Raw genomic sequence first — 13512 nt, forward strand, 5'->3', positions numbered from 1 at the left:
ATATGAATGAGGGGAAACATTTTGCTTGCATCTGACGGGTCTGATCACGCATTGCGCGCGACTGAAGAAGCGATTAAGCTGGCAAAAGGGCTAAAAAAAGAAATCGTTGTCGCGTACGTCGTTAACTTTGATCAATCGAAAAAAGACGTGCTGCACAGCGCCGGTTCTCTTGACCGTGAACAAAAGCGAAAAAAGCAGCTCCAAAGCACGGAACAAAAGCTGCAGGAAGCAGAAGTCGCTTACTCAATAAAGCTGCTTCATGGTGTCCCAGGTCCGGCAATTGTCGAGTATGCAAATGAAAACGCTGTTTCGTACGTCGTGCTCGGCAGCCGCGGCTTAAATGACCTGCAGGAAATGGTGCTCGGCAGCGTCAGTCATAAAGTGGCAAAACGTGCGCAGTGCCCGGTTTTAATTGTGAAATAAATGAAATTCTTTGTGAGATAATCTGACGACGAAAAAGATTCTTCTCTAAAAATATGGTAAGATCTTCTTACTAAGTGAATACCTAAACATAAAAAGCGCTTTGCACAGACTGGACCCCTGCCAGTACTGATGTTAAAGCGTTTTTTATAGATGGAGAAACTATGAGTGAAAAGCTGTTATCAGGTCCTTTGTTCGCTGTCATTTTATCAGGAAATAACTACCACGAAAATTATTCGCCTCTCCGGTCATTCTAAACAGTAATGACTAAAAATACGGGGAGATACCATGCTAAAAGAAGCGATCTATCACCGGCCGAAAAATAACTTTGCTTACGCTTATGATGAAAAAACGATCCACATTTTGCTGAAATCCAAAAAAAAAGACCTGGATCAAGTGGAATTAGTGTATGGAGATCCTTATATATGGAAAGATGGCGCGTGGCAATATACAACAAAAGAAATGAAGCTTTCCGGCTCAGATGAATTATTTGATTACTGGTTTGCGGCTGTGGAGCCTGACTTTCGCCGCCTTCGATACGGGTTTACATGCAAAGACCAAACAGAATCAATCATTTATACGGAAAGAGGCTTTTATAAGGATGTTCCAAAGGATAGCGGCTTTTTCTTCGCTTTTCCGTTTTTGCATGCGATCGATACATTTAAGCCGCCTGAATGGGTGAAAGAAACGGTGTGGTATCAAATTTTTCCGGAGCGGTTCGCCGATGGAGAACCGCGTTTAAATCCAGATGGTACAAAACCTTGGGGAACTTCTCCGGATAGAACCAGCTTTTTTGGAGGAGACTTTCAGGGAATTTTAAAACGGCTCGATTATCTTCAGAAATTAGGCGTCAACGGTATTTATTTTACACCTGTTTTTCAGGCGGAAACGAATCATAAATACGATACAACCAATTATTTGGCTGTTGATCCGCAATTTGGCGATAAATCATTATTAAAAAAGCTTGTCAAAGAATGCCACAGAAGAGGAATAAAAGTGATGCTCGATGCCGTATTTAACCATAGCGGCTATTGTTTTGCGCCTTTTCAGGATGTGCTGAAAAATCAGGAGAAGTCGAAGTATAAAGATTGGTTTCATATTCACCGGTTTCCGCTGCAAGAGGGATCGGTTCTTCATTATGACGCATTCGGTTTTGAAAAAGCGATGCCAAAGCTCAATACAGAAAATCCGGAAGTAAGAAAATATTTGCTTCAAACCGCTGTGTACTGGATAGAAGAATTGGATATAGATGCGTGGCGACTTGACGTTGCCAATGAAGTAAGCCATGATTTCTGGCGTGAATTCCGCCGAACGGTGAAATCCGTAAAGCCGGATGTGTATATCCTCGGTGAAATCTGGCATGATTCCATGGCATGGCTTCAAGGTGACCAATTTGATGCGGTGATGAATTACCGATTAGCAGACGCGGTAGTGGACTTTTTTGCGAAAGGAAAAGCAGCAGCCGATCAATTTAGAAATGAAGTGGTCCATCTGCTTCATTCTTATCCTTTATCTGTAAACGAGGCAGCTTTTAACTTACTGGGCAGTCATGACACACCCCGAATTTTAACCGTCGCCAATGAAGACAAAGCGCGTTTGAAATTAACATTTTTATTTCATCTTTCTTTTATTGGCACGCCATGTATTTATTATGGTGATGAAATCGGGATGACAGGTGAGTCAGACCCGGATTGCCGAAAATGTATGATCTGGGAGGAAAGCGAACAAGATCGCGATTTATTTCATTTTGTGCAAAAATTGATTGCGCTGCGCAAGGAAATTCCGGCCTTTCGAAACGAGGGAGACTTTGCCTTTCTCGATCTGCATCCTCATATTATTAGCTATACACGAAAAAACGAAGAGGAAACGCTGCTTTTTATGATCAATCTGACCGAGCAGCCTGTTGAATTCAGTTTGCCTGAGTATTTTAAAGAAATGAAAGATATATGGAACAGTCATTCACCAGTATCTTCTTCCGTGGTCATTCAAGAAAAAGGATTTATCATTCTTTATAAAAACCAGTGAATAACAAAAAGGGAGGTCTCAATAAACGAGACCTCTTTTTTATGATTTATTCATCGGGATGAGCTGCCCGGCAGAGCGAAATGAACATGCAACGCGCTGCATTTCAGAGTGTAGACAAATAAAACCTTTTGTCGACATATCTGTTTTTCTTATTCATCATTGTTCTTTAGTTATTGCGGTTTATGGCTTTCTGATTGGAGCCGAAATGCGGCGGGCTCGCGACTTCGCGTTCCGCGGGCATGCGCTGAGCTCGTTTCCGTCGCTGCGCGTCTCCACCGATCTCATCTGGCCTGCTAGTCCCGCAGGAGTCTTCGTCGCGAGCCCGACGCCGCTGTTTTTATAAGAGCAGCGCCGGTTCATGCGGGCATGCTCCGCTGGGGGCAGCGCCGAAACGGGACCGTTACGATGCCCAATCGTTTTTCACGAATAAACGCCAGCCAAAAAACGGCATGAAAGTTTGCTGCTCTTCCAAAAAAAGGGGTGAAGCAAAACGGACGCAGACTCCTGCGGGAAGAGCAGTGAACGTGAGACCCCGCAGGAGCGGAAGCGACGAGGAGGCTCACGCACTGCCCGCGGAAAGCGAAGTCCTTTTTGCTTCACCTATCGGCCCTTTCAAAAAAAGACTGACGACTTTTTCGACAGTCTCAAACAAGTCTCTCGTGTATGAGAGACTTGTTTTCAACACCGATATTTCCCGAGAAATGTATAGTGAAACTCATGAATAATCCCGGTTATAGTACCGGTCACAAAATTAATTAAAAATAAATACCCCCAAACTTTGCTGATTTTTTATAGCGCTGGTCCCCTTTCAAAAATTAAAATCTATAGGGATGACGGGAAAATTAGAAGTCTTTTACCGTTTTTTACGAACTATATTTCGCTGTTTAAAAAAGAGAGTAAATTCTGAAATTATCGGGAAAAGTGTGTATAATCGTTGTACAAAGAAGTTTGAAAGGGGTTACGGGGGATGATTGAACGGCTGCATCATGAAGAAGAAGCGACAGCGGCAGAAATTTTGGCTCTGCAAATTCCTGCTTATAAAGTGGAAGCGTCATTAATTGGATTTGACGGCATTCCACATTTAAACGACACAGTTGAAATGATTAAGAAAAGTGATGAAACGTTTATCGGGTTTTTAACAGAAGGCGAGCTGTGCGGATTTCTTTCCTATAAAGACGAAGGCGCCGCCGCTTTTATTCACCGGCTTGTTGTCCATCCGGGCCACTTCCACGAAGGCATCGCTTCGAAGCTGATCACGTTCTTTTTGCAGGAAGAATCGGAGGGGCGGGATGTAAAAGTGACAACTGGGGCGAAAAATGAGCCCGCACGTAATTTATACAAAAAATTCGGGTTTGAAGAACTGGACATGTTTTCACCAGAGCCGGGCATTGATCTCGTTTTGTTGGAAAAAAATCATAATTAAACGTGTGTTGCTCGTATTTTCACAATGAAATAGTGTAAAATAAAGCCGTATGAAATCTTTATGATCAGAAAGGCTGGAAGATATAGATGTCATTAACCAATCATGGAACGATCCCTGTTGCTGTTTCCGCACGCCACGTGCACTTGTCACAGGAACATTTAGAAATTTTATTTGGAGCAGGCCACGAGCTTACAAAACGCGCTGACTTGTCACAGCCGGGCCAGTTTGCGGCGGAAGAAACCGTCACAATTGCCGGCAAAAAAAGTGAAATCGCCCGCGTCCGTGTTCTTGGCCCTTGCCGTCCGGCGACTCAAGTAGAAGTAAGCTGGACAGACGCGATGAAGCTGGGCGTCCGTCCGCCGCTCCGTGAATCAGGTGACATTAAAGGATCCGAAGCGGTAACAATCGCAGGTCCTGCCGGTACGGTTGAACTTGAAGAAGGACTAATCATCGCACAGGCACATGTCCACATGACAACAGCTGACGCAAAAGAATACAACGTTGAAAGCGGCCAAATCGTTACTGTTGAAGTAGGCGGCGACCGCCCGATCGCATTCCGCAACGTTGTCATTCGTGTATCCGACAGCTACGCGCTTGAAATGCACATCGACACAGACGAAGCCAACGCCGGCTTTATTTCTCAAGGTGCAAAAGGTGACATTTGGGCATAAGTGTTTAAAAAGAAAGATGTCTTCCATGAGATGGGAGGCATCTTTTTTTCATTGGTTTAATGGATTCATGTACTAGAATGGCTGTACGCACATACTTCTTCATAGTATGAAATAAAATGAAGAGTTCTTTCTTCGTATGTATGCCGAATGTGCAGTGAAAGGCTTATATATTTGCAGCAGCGGGGAAAATAACAAGAGGGAGGTGAAGTGATGGGTGCAGCCAAACAAATGCTGACCCGTTTTTTTGGGGAGCGTTTTTACGACCAGGCGGCGCAGACAGCGTACTACTTGCTGCTGTCCGCTATTCCATTTATTATTTTCATGCTTTCATTAATCAGCTTTTTTCCAGTCGATCAAGAAGCCATTCTGGAGTTTGTCCGCCCATATGCACCAGGGGAATCGTTCACGTTAATCGAAAAAAATGTGAATGCTGTACTGTCTGCAGGAAAAGGACAGGTGCTCTCGCTTAGTTTAGTGTCGACATTCTGGCTGTCATCAATGGCGGTACAGTCACTGGGCCGGTCATTAAATGATGCAAACGGCATTGAGCGGAATCTGCCTTTTTGGAAAGGGCTTTTGCGCGACTTTGGTGTGACGCTCATTTTTATGGTCATGGTGCCGCTGTCGCTCGTAATCCCACTAGTAGAAAGGGTTTTGCGGTGGATTGCTGCCCATTCTGTTGCGATTGAGCATTGGTCCGAGTGGCTGGACATTTGGACGATCGCCCAGTGGGGAATTGGTTCACTGTTTTTGTTTGTCTTTTTTATCGCCTTTTATAAAATCATTCCAAATGAGCGGCAAACGATTCAATTTGTCCTGCCGGGTGCTGTTTTTGCGGCGCTTGGCTGGCAGATTGTCTCCTGGCTGTTTGGCACATATGCGTCAGCATTCAGCTACACGCGTCTGTACGGCCAGCTCTCGGGGATTATCGTGCTCGTCCTTTGGTTTTACTTAACGGCTGTTGTCATATTGCTGGGTGGGCTGCTGAATGCGGAAAAAGGCCGGAAGTAGAAAGGGCTCTTGCCGCTGGCAGGAGCGGAAAATAAAATTTTGGGGCGGTTTCTACTTCGCTTGGGGCGGAAAATATTTATATCGGCCCAGGCACACAACATTCCGCCCCAAACTGCAATATTGCGGCCGGAAAATGAAAAAGGGCGGTCTCAAATGATAGTGAGACCGTCCTTCTTTACGTATTGTCGCTCAAAAATGAAATACACGTTAAGTAATTTCGATTCAAATACGTTTGCCTCATCATTTCTTTGCTCTCCGCAAATCCTTCTTCAAGCAATTCCTCAAATTCTACATCCGTTTCAAACGAATGAACGAGAAGCACGGACTGATCCGTCATGGGCAGCGCAATCCCCATTACATGCACGGTGCTCTCTTTTTCAACATGCCACTTCGACTGATCGCTCCAGCATGTATATAAACCATCCGGCGTCTGGTGCCCGGCGAAAACAAACGGCTGCTTCCATTTTTCTAATGTATCACGGACAAAGGGTTTTGCTGTCAGGGTGAGCTGTTCTTCGATATAATGAAGCCATAAAGAATCGTTTTGAATCATGGCATACCATTCGTCAATCGCGGATTCGACCGCATCGTGTGTTACATACGTGCTGAGAAGCGGAATCCACATATGGTAAAGCTGTTCGCGTTCGTTCTGGTCCGCGTGCTGATCCATAAATCCCGCAAAGCCGCCGAGAATCGCAGCTAGTTCGCGTTCATGAAGAGAGGTAACAGTCAACGTAAAAATCCCCTTTTAGATTGATTATACGGGAGGCGATGAGGGAAATGGGCAAAAATGTTTTATATATTGCGGCGAGCCTTGATGGATATATCGCAAGAGAAGATGGCTCGGTCGACTGGCTGGATGATGTGGAAGGTGACGGGACCGACAACGGCTATCTCGCTTTCTATGAAACGATTGATTCGCTCCTAATGGGGCGGGGCACGTATGAAAAAGTACTGGAGCTGACCGATGATTTTCCGTATTCCGGGAAAAAGTGCTATGTGCTGTCACGAACGATGAAAGGCCGGACCGAAGAAATAGTGTTTACGGATGAACCGTTGCCGGATGTGCTGGAGAAAGCGGAAGGAACAGTCTGGATTGTCGGCGGCGGCCAGGTCGTGAAAGAATGTCTTGCGTATGATCTGCTTGATGATGTACATATTGCCGTCATTCCGAAAGTCTTGGGCAGAGGCATCCCCTTATTTCCACCGGGAACAGAAGCGTCGTTCTCACTCGTTGATGTTGAAAGAATCGGGGACATTGTATCCATTCACTACAAACGAAAGGACTGACAAGATGGCGAAAAAGTGGCTGGCAGCACTCGTATTATTGACAGGATGCGGTGTACAGGAGCCGGAACAGCCGGAAAGTGAAAGCATTCAAGCAGAGGCAGAAAATTTGGATATTCCATGGTCCATCGAGCAGAATGAAAACACTTTTTATATTTCTGAACGAACCGGTACGATTGCCAAAGTGGAGGACGGCGAAGTGGAGCATCAGCCGGTTGATTTGACCGCTCCACTGTCAGAAGCGGCAGAAGCCGGGCTGCTTGGTTTTGTGTTAAAGCCGGATTTTAAAGAGTCCAATCAAGCGTATGCGTATTATACGTACGATAAAGATGGGGAGCCATTTAATCGAATTGTTGTGCTGGAACTGCACGGAGATGAATGGCGTGAAACGAACATTATCTTAGACGGCATTCAATCCGGCAATGTCCACCATGGCGGCCGTTTGGAAATCGGGCCGGACAATAATCTGTATGCCACGATTGGTGATGCCTCCGATCCAGAAACAGCGCAGGAACCGGATTTATTAAACGGGAAAATTGTCCGGGTGGATGAAGCAGGTAAGGCTTCTGTTTACAGTCTTGGCCACCGGAATCCGCAGGGCATTGCCTGGTCAGATGACGAAATGATGTATGCAGCTGAGCATGGACAGTCCGCTAATGATGAAATCAATATCATTGAAGAAGGAAACAACTACGGCTGGCCGGACATTGAAGGGATGGAAGAAGCGGAAGGGCTTGTAGCACCGCTTGCCACATCCGGCAGCGACGAGACGTGGGCTCCGTCGGGAATGGCCTGGCATAAAGGGGAGTTGTACGCAGCGTCACTTCGAGGAGAAGCAGTGCTGAACATTGATCCCCAAACAGGTGAGGTCAAAAAAGAAATAGAAGGCTATGGCCGCATCCGCGATGTATTTTCCGACGGAGACAGCTTGTATTTTGTCACGAACAATACGGACGGACGCGGGAATCCAGCTGATGGCGATGACAAACTGTACCGGATTGTAGAGTAAGAATCGCACCGGTTCGGGGCAGAGTTGCACGAAAATCGGCTGAAATCGCACGAAACGGGGAAACTTGCACCAAGCCGGGACAAAATTGCACGACATCATAAAAAGTCGCACTCGGTCCTCCTCATAGGCAGAATAGTTGCGGCTTGTCCTTTTTCCTCCTACTCTTAAAGAAAAGGAGTGGGGAAGATGAAAGTAGAAATTTGGTCAGATTTTGCGTGCCCGTTTTGCTACATCGGCAAGCGCCGGTTTGAAGAAGCGGCGGCGCAATTTGATGAGAATATTAAGGTGGAATTCCGCAGTTTTGAGCTAGATCCGCAAGCACCGAAAAAAGCGGATGAAGACGTTCACAGCATGCTGGCGAAAAAATATGGAATGACCCGCGAAAAAGCGAAAGCGATGAATGACCAGCTGACGGCGCAGGCAAAAGAAGTGGGCCTTGAATACAATATGGATACACTTATTTTGGCAAATACACACGATGCACACCGCTTGTCTCATTTTGCGAAAGAAAAAGGGAAAATGAATGAATTTACCGAGCGTGTATTAAAAGCCTATTTCACCGAATCGAAACACATTGCGGACTTTGATTTGCTGGCTGGCTGGGCGGAAGAGGCTGGACTTGTCAAGGAAGAAGCAATGGATGTCCTTAAAAGCGGCAAATACAGCGACCGCGTCCGTGCCGATCAAGAAGAAGCACGTGAAATCGGGGTAGAGGGCGTGCCATTTTTTGTTTTTAACGAAAAGTATGCGGTCTCCGGTGCGCAGTCTGTTGAAGCATTTAGCCAAGTGCTGGAAAAAGTTGCAGCAGACGAGCAGGTGACAGCCGGGAAAACAGAGTGGTGCCAGGAAGATGACTGTACGGATGTTGACAGCGAAGATTGAATTTAATAAAAAAAGAGTAACTGTTTCCAAAATGAACGTAAAACAGGATTGTTACTGGTAGGCAGGCAAAACCTGAATTTGTGCTGGGGTGTATATTACCCGCGGACAAATTCAGGTTTTTTTGTTTTGATAAGGCGGGGGTGTAGTGGGCCTGATGGAGATTAAAAAGGCATTTAACAATAATATTGTGCTGATGCAAAATAACGAGGGACAGGAAATGGTTGTAATGGACCGAGGATTGGCATTTCAAAAAAAGCGGGTGAAACAATCCGACAAGGTTGAAAAGACACTTAACTGTCCAGTCTCAACGAACGAAAAAGTGTATTTAACGATTCATATTCACCGCGTCACATCGAGACAGGAATTAAACCGGCAAGGCTGATTTAAAGCTCAAACAACCCGGGCGCAATGGACCGTGCACAATGAATGCCGCTTGCCGTTGCACCAATTGTGCCGCCGCCCCACTCTAAAGATGCCTCCAGTAATGTCACATCATGGCCGGTTTTTGCTAAAAGCGCTGCTGCTGTTAAACCGCCAATGCCGCCGCCGATAATAAGTGTGTGCACAAAAATCACCTCTTTTCTTTATTTTGTGAAAAGAACGATCATTGTGCAATTTTGAATTTGTTTTGAAAGGAAGAACTTTAAATGAAATATGCGTTGCTAGGGGATCTGCATTCAAACGTGGAGGATACAAAAGCGGTGCTCGATCAGATCAATCGTTACGCACCAGATGCAAAAATAATCGGGCTCGGTGATTTATACGAATGCAACATTGGAAAACGGAAAGCGGAAACAGCGAGGGATCTTCCAATGAAAAAAGCAGCACATATGCCGAGAGGTTTTGCTTCATTATTAACATTTCCGTCTGTGCGAGGAAATCAGGAAGAGCGGATTATGCTCGTCACCGGCCGCGAAGACTTCGAGCATTTGCCGGAGAAAATGATCATTGATGGGGCGGTCATTATGCACGGCCATCAATGGAAATGGACGAAGGGCTGGCTTCCGGTTCTGCCGAAAACAGACCCGCCGCTCCTGATTTTCGGGCACAGCCATGTGGCAGGGCTGTACCGGAAAAAGAAGCGGCTGCCCATGGAATATGGGGAGCCGGTTTTGTTAAAGAAAAAACGATACGGTATTAACGCTGGCGCCGTCTGGGGCGCACGCGAATGGGTGCTGTATGATTCTGCTGCGCGGACCGTTACATTTATGAAAGCAGGATTAGCTTAATTGACTAGTATTTCAAAGGGCATTCATTTCTGAGCAGCCAATGAAGCTCATAAGAAAAGCTTTATCGTTTCGTTTGGTTTTGGCAGAAAGCTTTTCTAAATAACAAAAAAACACGCCAAAAGGTTTGACGTGTTTTTTTGTTATGTGTCAATAAATCTTTTAAATTTCTGTGTTCATCCTGCAGGAAATTATAGCAACATTCTTCTGTCAGAATTCAGCTGAATTTCTTGCTTTTCTTCCTCATTTTGCTTACTTTTCTTAATTTTTAAATGATAGGCAGCATAACAAAGCAGCATAAACGGAATCCCGCAATAAAGTGCCATCCGTTGTTCGGCATTAAAAGCCATGCTTATCAAAACCGTACAATTTAACAGCAGGCCTAACAGCGGCAAAAATGGATAGAGAGGGGCTTTGAATTTTAAATCTTCTACTTTTCCGCCTTCACGAATATATTTTCTTCGAAAGGCAAGCTGTGAAGCACTAATCGCAATCCAGCCTACCTGCGCACCAAGCCCGGCGATAGAAAGAAGCCAGACAAACACGGTTTCCGCTGCAAAAAAGCCGGAAAGCAAAGACAAAAGGGCGATACCAAGTGTTAAAAGCAATGAATTCATAGGGACGCCCTTTTTATTGACTTTAGCCAAAGAAGAAACAGCCATTCCTTCTTTTGAAAGAGCATAAAGCGTACGGGATGCTGCATAAAGACCAGAATTTCCAACAGACAAAAGGGCGGTTAAAATAACAAAATTCATAATATCAGCAGCATAAGGAATACCGATGCTGTCAAACACTACTACAAAGGGGCTTTCCAGCACACCTGCCTTATCTGATGGGATCATGCCCGCCAATACAAAAATAGATAAAATAAAAAAGACAAGTGTACGCCAAACCGACTGCCTGATTGATCGTGGAATGGTTTTTTCCGGATTTTCGCTTTCCCCGGCTGCAATCCCGATTAATTCGGTTCCTTGAAAAGAAAAGTTGACGGCGATCATCGTAATAAGCAGCGCAGAAAGACCATTGGGCAGCAATCCATCTGACATGTAGTTAGAGAGCAAAGGCGCTTCCTGGCCGTCTTTCATATCAATCAAGCCAAACATCGCGGCACCGCCAAGAATAATAAAGAGAATAATAGCCACAATTTTAATGCTGGAGAACCAAAATTCTGCTTCTCCAAACGCTTTAGCGGACAAAGCATTTAAGATAAATAAAATTCCGGCAAAAAGAGCGCACCAAATCCAGGTTGGTGTATCAGGAAACCATCTGCCCATTAATTGGCCAGCTGACAAAAATTCCAACGCTACGGTTACAGCCCATCCCAGCCAGTATATCCATCCAACTGTAAAGCCAGCAGCCGGCCCGATGAACTTAGTCGTATATGTTTGAAATGAGCCGGAAACCGGCATGGCAACGGCAAGCTCTCCTAAGCACACCATCGTTAAGTACATGACAAAACCGCCGACCATAAAAGATAGGACAGCCCCTCCAGCTCCAGCTTGGCTGATCGTATAGCCGGATCCAAGAAAAAGTCCTGTCCCAATCACGCCGCCAAGCGAGATCATGAATAAATGCCTTGTTTTCATCGTTCGTTGAAGCTCTTGATTACTAGGTCCTTGCATAAGATGTCCTCCTTTTATTTTTCGTATGAAATCGCTTTCAACCTAAACTTCCATTATATTTATCCTTGCAATTTTGATGCCAACTGATTATCTTCTTTTAAAAACCTAAGTTACAGGACTTGTCCTTTTTTGTAAATAAAAAAAGCAAAAAAAATTTGCTTTTTTAAAAAAAATTTTGCATTCATATGAAGAAATTAAATGCCGAGCCAAAACAAAACAAGCGGAATCGTCACAATGCTTAAAAGAGTTGTGATCAGCGTGGTAAACGAGACAAGATCGGGTTCTGTGCCGTATTGAATCGCAAACATGGTCGTATTTGCCGCGGCAGGCATCGCCGCCAAAAGGATCATAACGTCTTTTAGTAAATCATTCACCGGTATAAAGGCTACGATTGCTACAGCGAGAAGGGGCGACACAATCATCCGGATAACCGCAACCGCATTCACGTATTTATAAGCAACCCGTTTTGTCGCGATAACAGCCAGCTGCATGCCAAGAACAAGCATCACTGTTGGAATCGATGCATCGGCAACGAGACTGATCGCATCCATAAATGTAGGTGGGATATGAACGTTTAACAGCTGAAGCACAACCCCAAGGATCGCGCCATGCAAAACCGGCATGCGGGCTACACGGCGCAGCGACTGCTGGAGTGATGTTTCTTCTTCGCCGCCGAATGACGCCGCAAACAAGCCGATCGTGTTCATTAAAAAAGCTTGAAAGACCATAATAATAACGGCATAATCAAAACCGGCCGCACCAAATGCGAACAGTACTACCGGCGCTCCATAATTGCCGCTGTTCATAAATACGCCGCCGAGAATCATGGCGGACATCTTTTGACGCGTCGCTTTCATGAAAAAGCCGGTAATCAGCACAACAATGATCAACGCAAACGATAAAATAAGGCAAAAAACGGTTATGTATACATATTCCATCGTTAATTCATTTGCGTAGAACGTACGAAAAGCAAGAAAAGGCGACATTAAATAAAGCGCAGCCATGGAAATCGACTTAATGTCGAACCCAATCCATTTTTGGCCAATATAACCGGTTAAAAAAATAAGAAATGCCGGTAAAACAATCATTAATAAATCCAAATCGAGGTCATCTCCGTCCTGCTTTTAACTATCTTTCTATCATACCAAAACTATTTTACACAAAACAGGTAGATTTCCAGGGGTTTCTGTAGGTGAATGAAATAGATTCGTGTACAATCAATGTATGAGTTTTCATAAACAGGATAAAATCGTTTGAACAAACCGACTAGTCGGTAAAAAATAAGTAGTGGAGGCATATATGAGTGAAACAAAAGAAGTAAAAGTTGTAACGGCGGATCCGTCGGCAATCGGGCTCTTTGGGCTAGCCATGGTCACACTCGTCGCTTCATCTCAAAAACTCGGCTGGACAGACGGCTTGTCCCTTGTTATTCCGTGGGCGATTTTTCTTGGCGGCATCGCCCAATTTTACGCGTCAATCTTGGATGCGAAGCTGAATAATACATTTGGTGCGTCCGCGTTTGCGGCGTATGGCTTGTTTTGGATGGGCGTCAGCTTGTCGTGGCTCATGAACCTGGGTGTGTTTGGTTCGATTCTGCAGGAGAACGCAGATATGCACCAGCTCGGTTTTGCGTTTGTTGGCTATCTTATTTTTACTCTGTTCATGACGATCGGCGCACTTGAAACGAATAAAGTGCTGTTTATCATTTTCTTTTTGATCGATTTTTTGTTTATCGGGCTGTCGCTCAGCTCGTTTGGCATTATGGAACACGCGATGCATCAGCTGGCGGCGTATTCAGAACTGCTGATTTCCCTTTTTTCTTTTTACGGTGCAGGCGCTGCTGTGCTGAACAAGCATTTCGGACGCGAATTTATTCCCGTCGGCAAACCGTTTGGTATTATCAGAAAAGGGTAAAGAATGACTCGCCGGTGTTTGG

At 45.1% G+C, this 13512-nt stretch carries 15 protein-coding genes; 11 read left to right on the forward strand and 4 right to left on the reverse strand.

All coding sequences use genetic code 11. The annotated features are described in order from the left end of the window. Positions 1 to 6 precede the first annotated feature (6 nt). From VQ00_RS10710 to VQ00_RS10735, 5 genes are all read left to right on the forward strand, one after another. Positions 7 to 423, forward strand: coding sequence for a universal stress protein (locus VQ00_RS10710; RefSeq protein ID WP_046180129.1), 417 nt, complete (start codon positions 7 to 9; stop codon positions 421 to 423). Between the two features lie 285 nt (positions 424 to 708). Beyond that, positions 709 to 2445 (forward strand): alpha-glycosidase, encoded by a 1737-nt coding sequence (locus VQ00_RS10715; protein WP_046180130.1) that lies wholly within the window; start codon positions 709 to 711, stop codon positions 2443 to 2445. Positions 2446 to 3412: 967 nt separating this feature from the next. Next, positions 3413 to 3868, forward strand: a complete 456-nt coding sequence (locus tag VQ00_RS10725; protein ID WP_046180132.1) for a GNAT family N-acetyltransferase — start codon at positions 3413 to 3415, stop codon at positions 3866 to 3868. A gap of 86 nt (positions 3869 to 3954) precedes the next feature. Next, positions 3955 to 4539: a phosphate propanoyltransferase gene (gene pduL, locus VQ00_RS10730; RefSeq protein WP_046180133.1), complete on the forward strand. Its 585-nt coding sequence runs from the start codon at positions 3955 to 3957 to the stop codon at positions 4537 to 4539. 210 nt (positions 4540 to 4749) lie between these two features. Continuing rightward, the gene (locus VQ00_RS10735; RefSeq protein ID WP_046180134.1) at positions 4750 to 5550 is read left to right on the forward strand and encodes a YihY/virulence factor BrkB family protein; all 801 of its coding nucleotides are present in this window, start codon (positions 4750 to 4752) and stop codon (positions 5548 to 5550) included. Between the two features lie 175 nt (positions 5551 to 5725). Here VQ00_RS10735 and VQ00_RS10740 read toward each other — a convergent pair whose 3' ends face one another. Next, a complete protein-coding gene (locus VQ00_RS10740; RefSeq protein ID WP_046180135.1) occupies positions 5726 to 6283 on the reverse strand; it encodes a hypothetical protein in 558 nt (185 codons plus the stop codon). A gap of 47 nt (positions 6284 to 6330) precedes the next feature. Here VQ00_RS10740 and VQ00_RS10745 point away from each other — a divergent pair, with 47 nt between their 5' ends. The 4 genes from VQ00_RS10745 to VQ00_RS10760 all read left to right on the forward strand — a co-directional run bounded on the left by VQ00_RS10745 (position 6331) and on the right by VQ00_RS10760 (position 9110). Next, entirely contained in the window at positions 6331 to 6840 is a 510-nt protein-coding gene (locus tag VQ00_RS10745; protein ID WP_425388367.1) for a dihydrofolate reductase family protein, read from the forward strand. 4 nt (positions 6841 to 6844) lie between these two features. Beyond that, a complete protein-coding gene (locus tag VQ00_RS10750) occupies positions 6845 to 7846 on the forward strand; it encodes a PQQ-dependent sugar dehydrogenase (RefSeq protein ID WP_046180137.1) in 1002 nt (333 codons plus the stop codon). Positions 7847 to 8032: 186 nt separating this feature from the next. Further along, complete coding sequence (locus VQ00_RS10755; protein ID WP_046180138.1) at positions 8033 to 8728, forward strand: DsbA family oxidoreductase; 696 nt, start codon at positions 8033 to 8035, stop codon at positions 8726 to 8728. A gap of 154 nt (positions 8729 to 8882) precedes the next feature. Further along, positions 8883 to 9110: a CAT RNA binding domain-containing protein gene (locus VQ00_RS10760; protein ID WP_156154042.1), complete on the forward strand. Its 228-nt coding sequence runs from the start codon at positions 8883 to 8885 to the stop codon at positions 9108 to 9110. 1 nt (position 9111) lies between these two features. Here the strand turns inward: VQ00_RS10760 and VQ00_RS19385 are convergent, their stop codons facing one another. Continuing rightward, positions 9112 to 9300, reverse strand: coding sequence for an FAD-dependent oxidoreductase (locus VQ00_RS19385; RefSeq protein ID WP_281175922.1), 189 nt, complete (start codon positions 9298 to 9300; stop codon positions 9112 to 9114). Positions 9301 to 9375: 75 nt separating this feature from the next. On the opposite strand from VQ00_RS19385, the gene VQ00_RS10770 reads away from it, so the two are divergent. Next, positions 9376 to 9957: a metallophosphoesterase family protein gene (locus VQ00_RS10770; RefSeq protein ID WP_046180141.1), complete on the forward strand. Its 582-nt coding sequence runs from the start codon at positions 9376 to 9378 to the stop codon at positions 9955 to 9957. Between the two features lie 188 nt (positions 9958 to 10145). Here the strand turns inward: VQ00_RS10770 and VQ00_RS10775 are convergent, their stop codons facing one another. Continuing rightward, entirely contained in the window at positions 10146 to 11576 is a 1431-nt protein-coding gene (locus tag VQ00_RS10775) for an amino acid permease (RefSeq protein WP_046180142.1), read from the reverse strand. A gap of 194 nt (positions 11577 to 11770) precedes the next feature. Beyond that, the gene (locus VQ00_RS10780; protein ID WP_046180143.1) at positions 11771 to 12676 is read right to left on the reverse strand and encodes an AEC family transporter; all 906 of its coding nucleotides are present in this window, start codon (positions 12674 to 12676) and stop codon (positions 11771 to 11773) included. A gap of 199 nt (positions 12677 to 12875) precedes the next feature. Here VQ00_RS10780 and VQ00_RS10785 point away from each other — a divergent pair, with 199 nt between their 5' ends. Beyond that, positions 12876 to 13490 (forward strand): acetate uptake transporter, encoded by a 615-nt coding sequence (locus tag VQ00_RS10785; RefSeq protein ID WP_046180144.1) that lies wholly within the window; start codon positions 12876 to 12878, stop codon positions 13488 to 13490. Positions 13491 to 13512: the final 22 nt, after the last annotated feature.

Origin of the sequence: Domibacillus tundrae, assembly GCF_000970675.1 — a bacterium.
Classification (GTDB): domain Bacteria; phylum Bacillota; class Bacilli; order Bacillales; family Domibacillaceae; genus Domibacillus; species Domibacillus tundrae.

Coding starts and splice junctions, on each gene's coding strand:
- VQ00_RS10745 (WP_425388367.1), top strand. CDS start 6,331: ATGGGCAAAAATGTTTTATATATTGCGGCGAGCCTTGATGGATATATC.
- VQ00_RS10755 (WP_046180138.1), top strand. CDS start 8,033: ATGAAAGTAGAAATTTGGTCAGATTTTGCGTGCCCGTTTTGCTACATC.
- VQ00_RS10770 (WP_046180141.1), top strand. CDS start 9,376: ATGAAATATGCGTTGCTAGGGGATCTGCATTCAAACGTGGAGGATACA.
- VQ00_RS10710 (WP_046180129.1), top strand. CDS start 7: ATGAGGGGAAACATTTTGCTTGCATCTGACGGGTCTGATCACGCATTG.
- pduL (WP_046180133.1), top strand. CDS start 3,955: ATGTCATTAACCAATCATGGAACGATCCCTGTTGCTGTTTCCGCACGC.
- VQ00_RS10785 (WP_046180144.1), top strand. CDS start 12,876: ATGAGTGAAACAAAAGAAGTAAAAGTTGTAACGGCGGATCCGTCGGCA.
- VQ00_RS10735 (WP_046180134.1), top strand. CDS start 4,750: ATGGGTGCAGCCAAACAAATGCTGACCCGTTTTTTTGGGGAGCGTTTT.
- VQ00_RS10775 (WP_046180142.1), bottom strand. CDS start 11,576: ATGCAAGGACCTAGTAATCAAGAGCTTCAACGAACGATGAAAACAAGG.
- VQ00_RS10750 (WP_046180137.1), top strand. CDS start 6,845: ATGGCGAAAAAGTGGCTGGCAGCACTCGTATTATTGACAGGATGCGGT.
- VQ00_RS10760 (WP_156154042.1), top strand. CDS start 8,883: ATGGAGATTAAAAAGGCATTTAACAATAATATTGTGCTGATGCAAAAT.
- VQ00_RS10715 (WP_046180130.1), top strand. CDS start 709: ATGCTAAAAGAAGCGATCTATCACCGGCCGAAAAATAACTTTGCTTAC.
- VQ00_RS10725 (WP_046180132.1), top strand. CDS start 3,413: ATGATTGAACGGCTGCATCATGAAGAAGAAGCGACAGCGGCAGAAATT.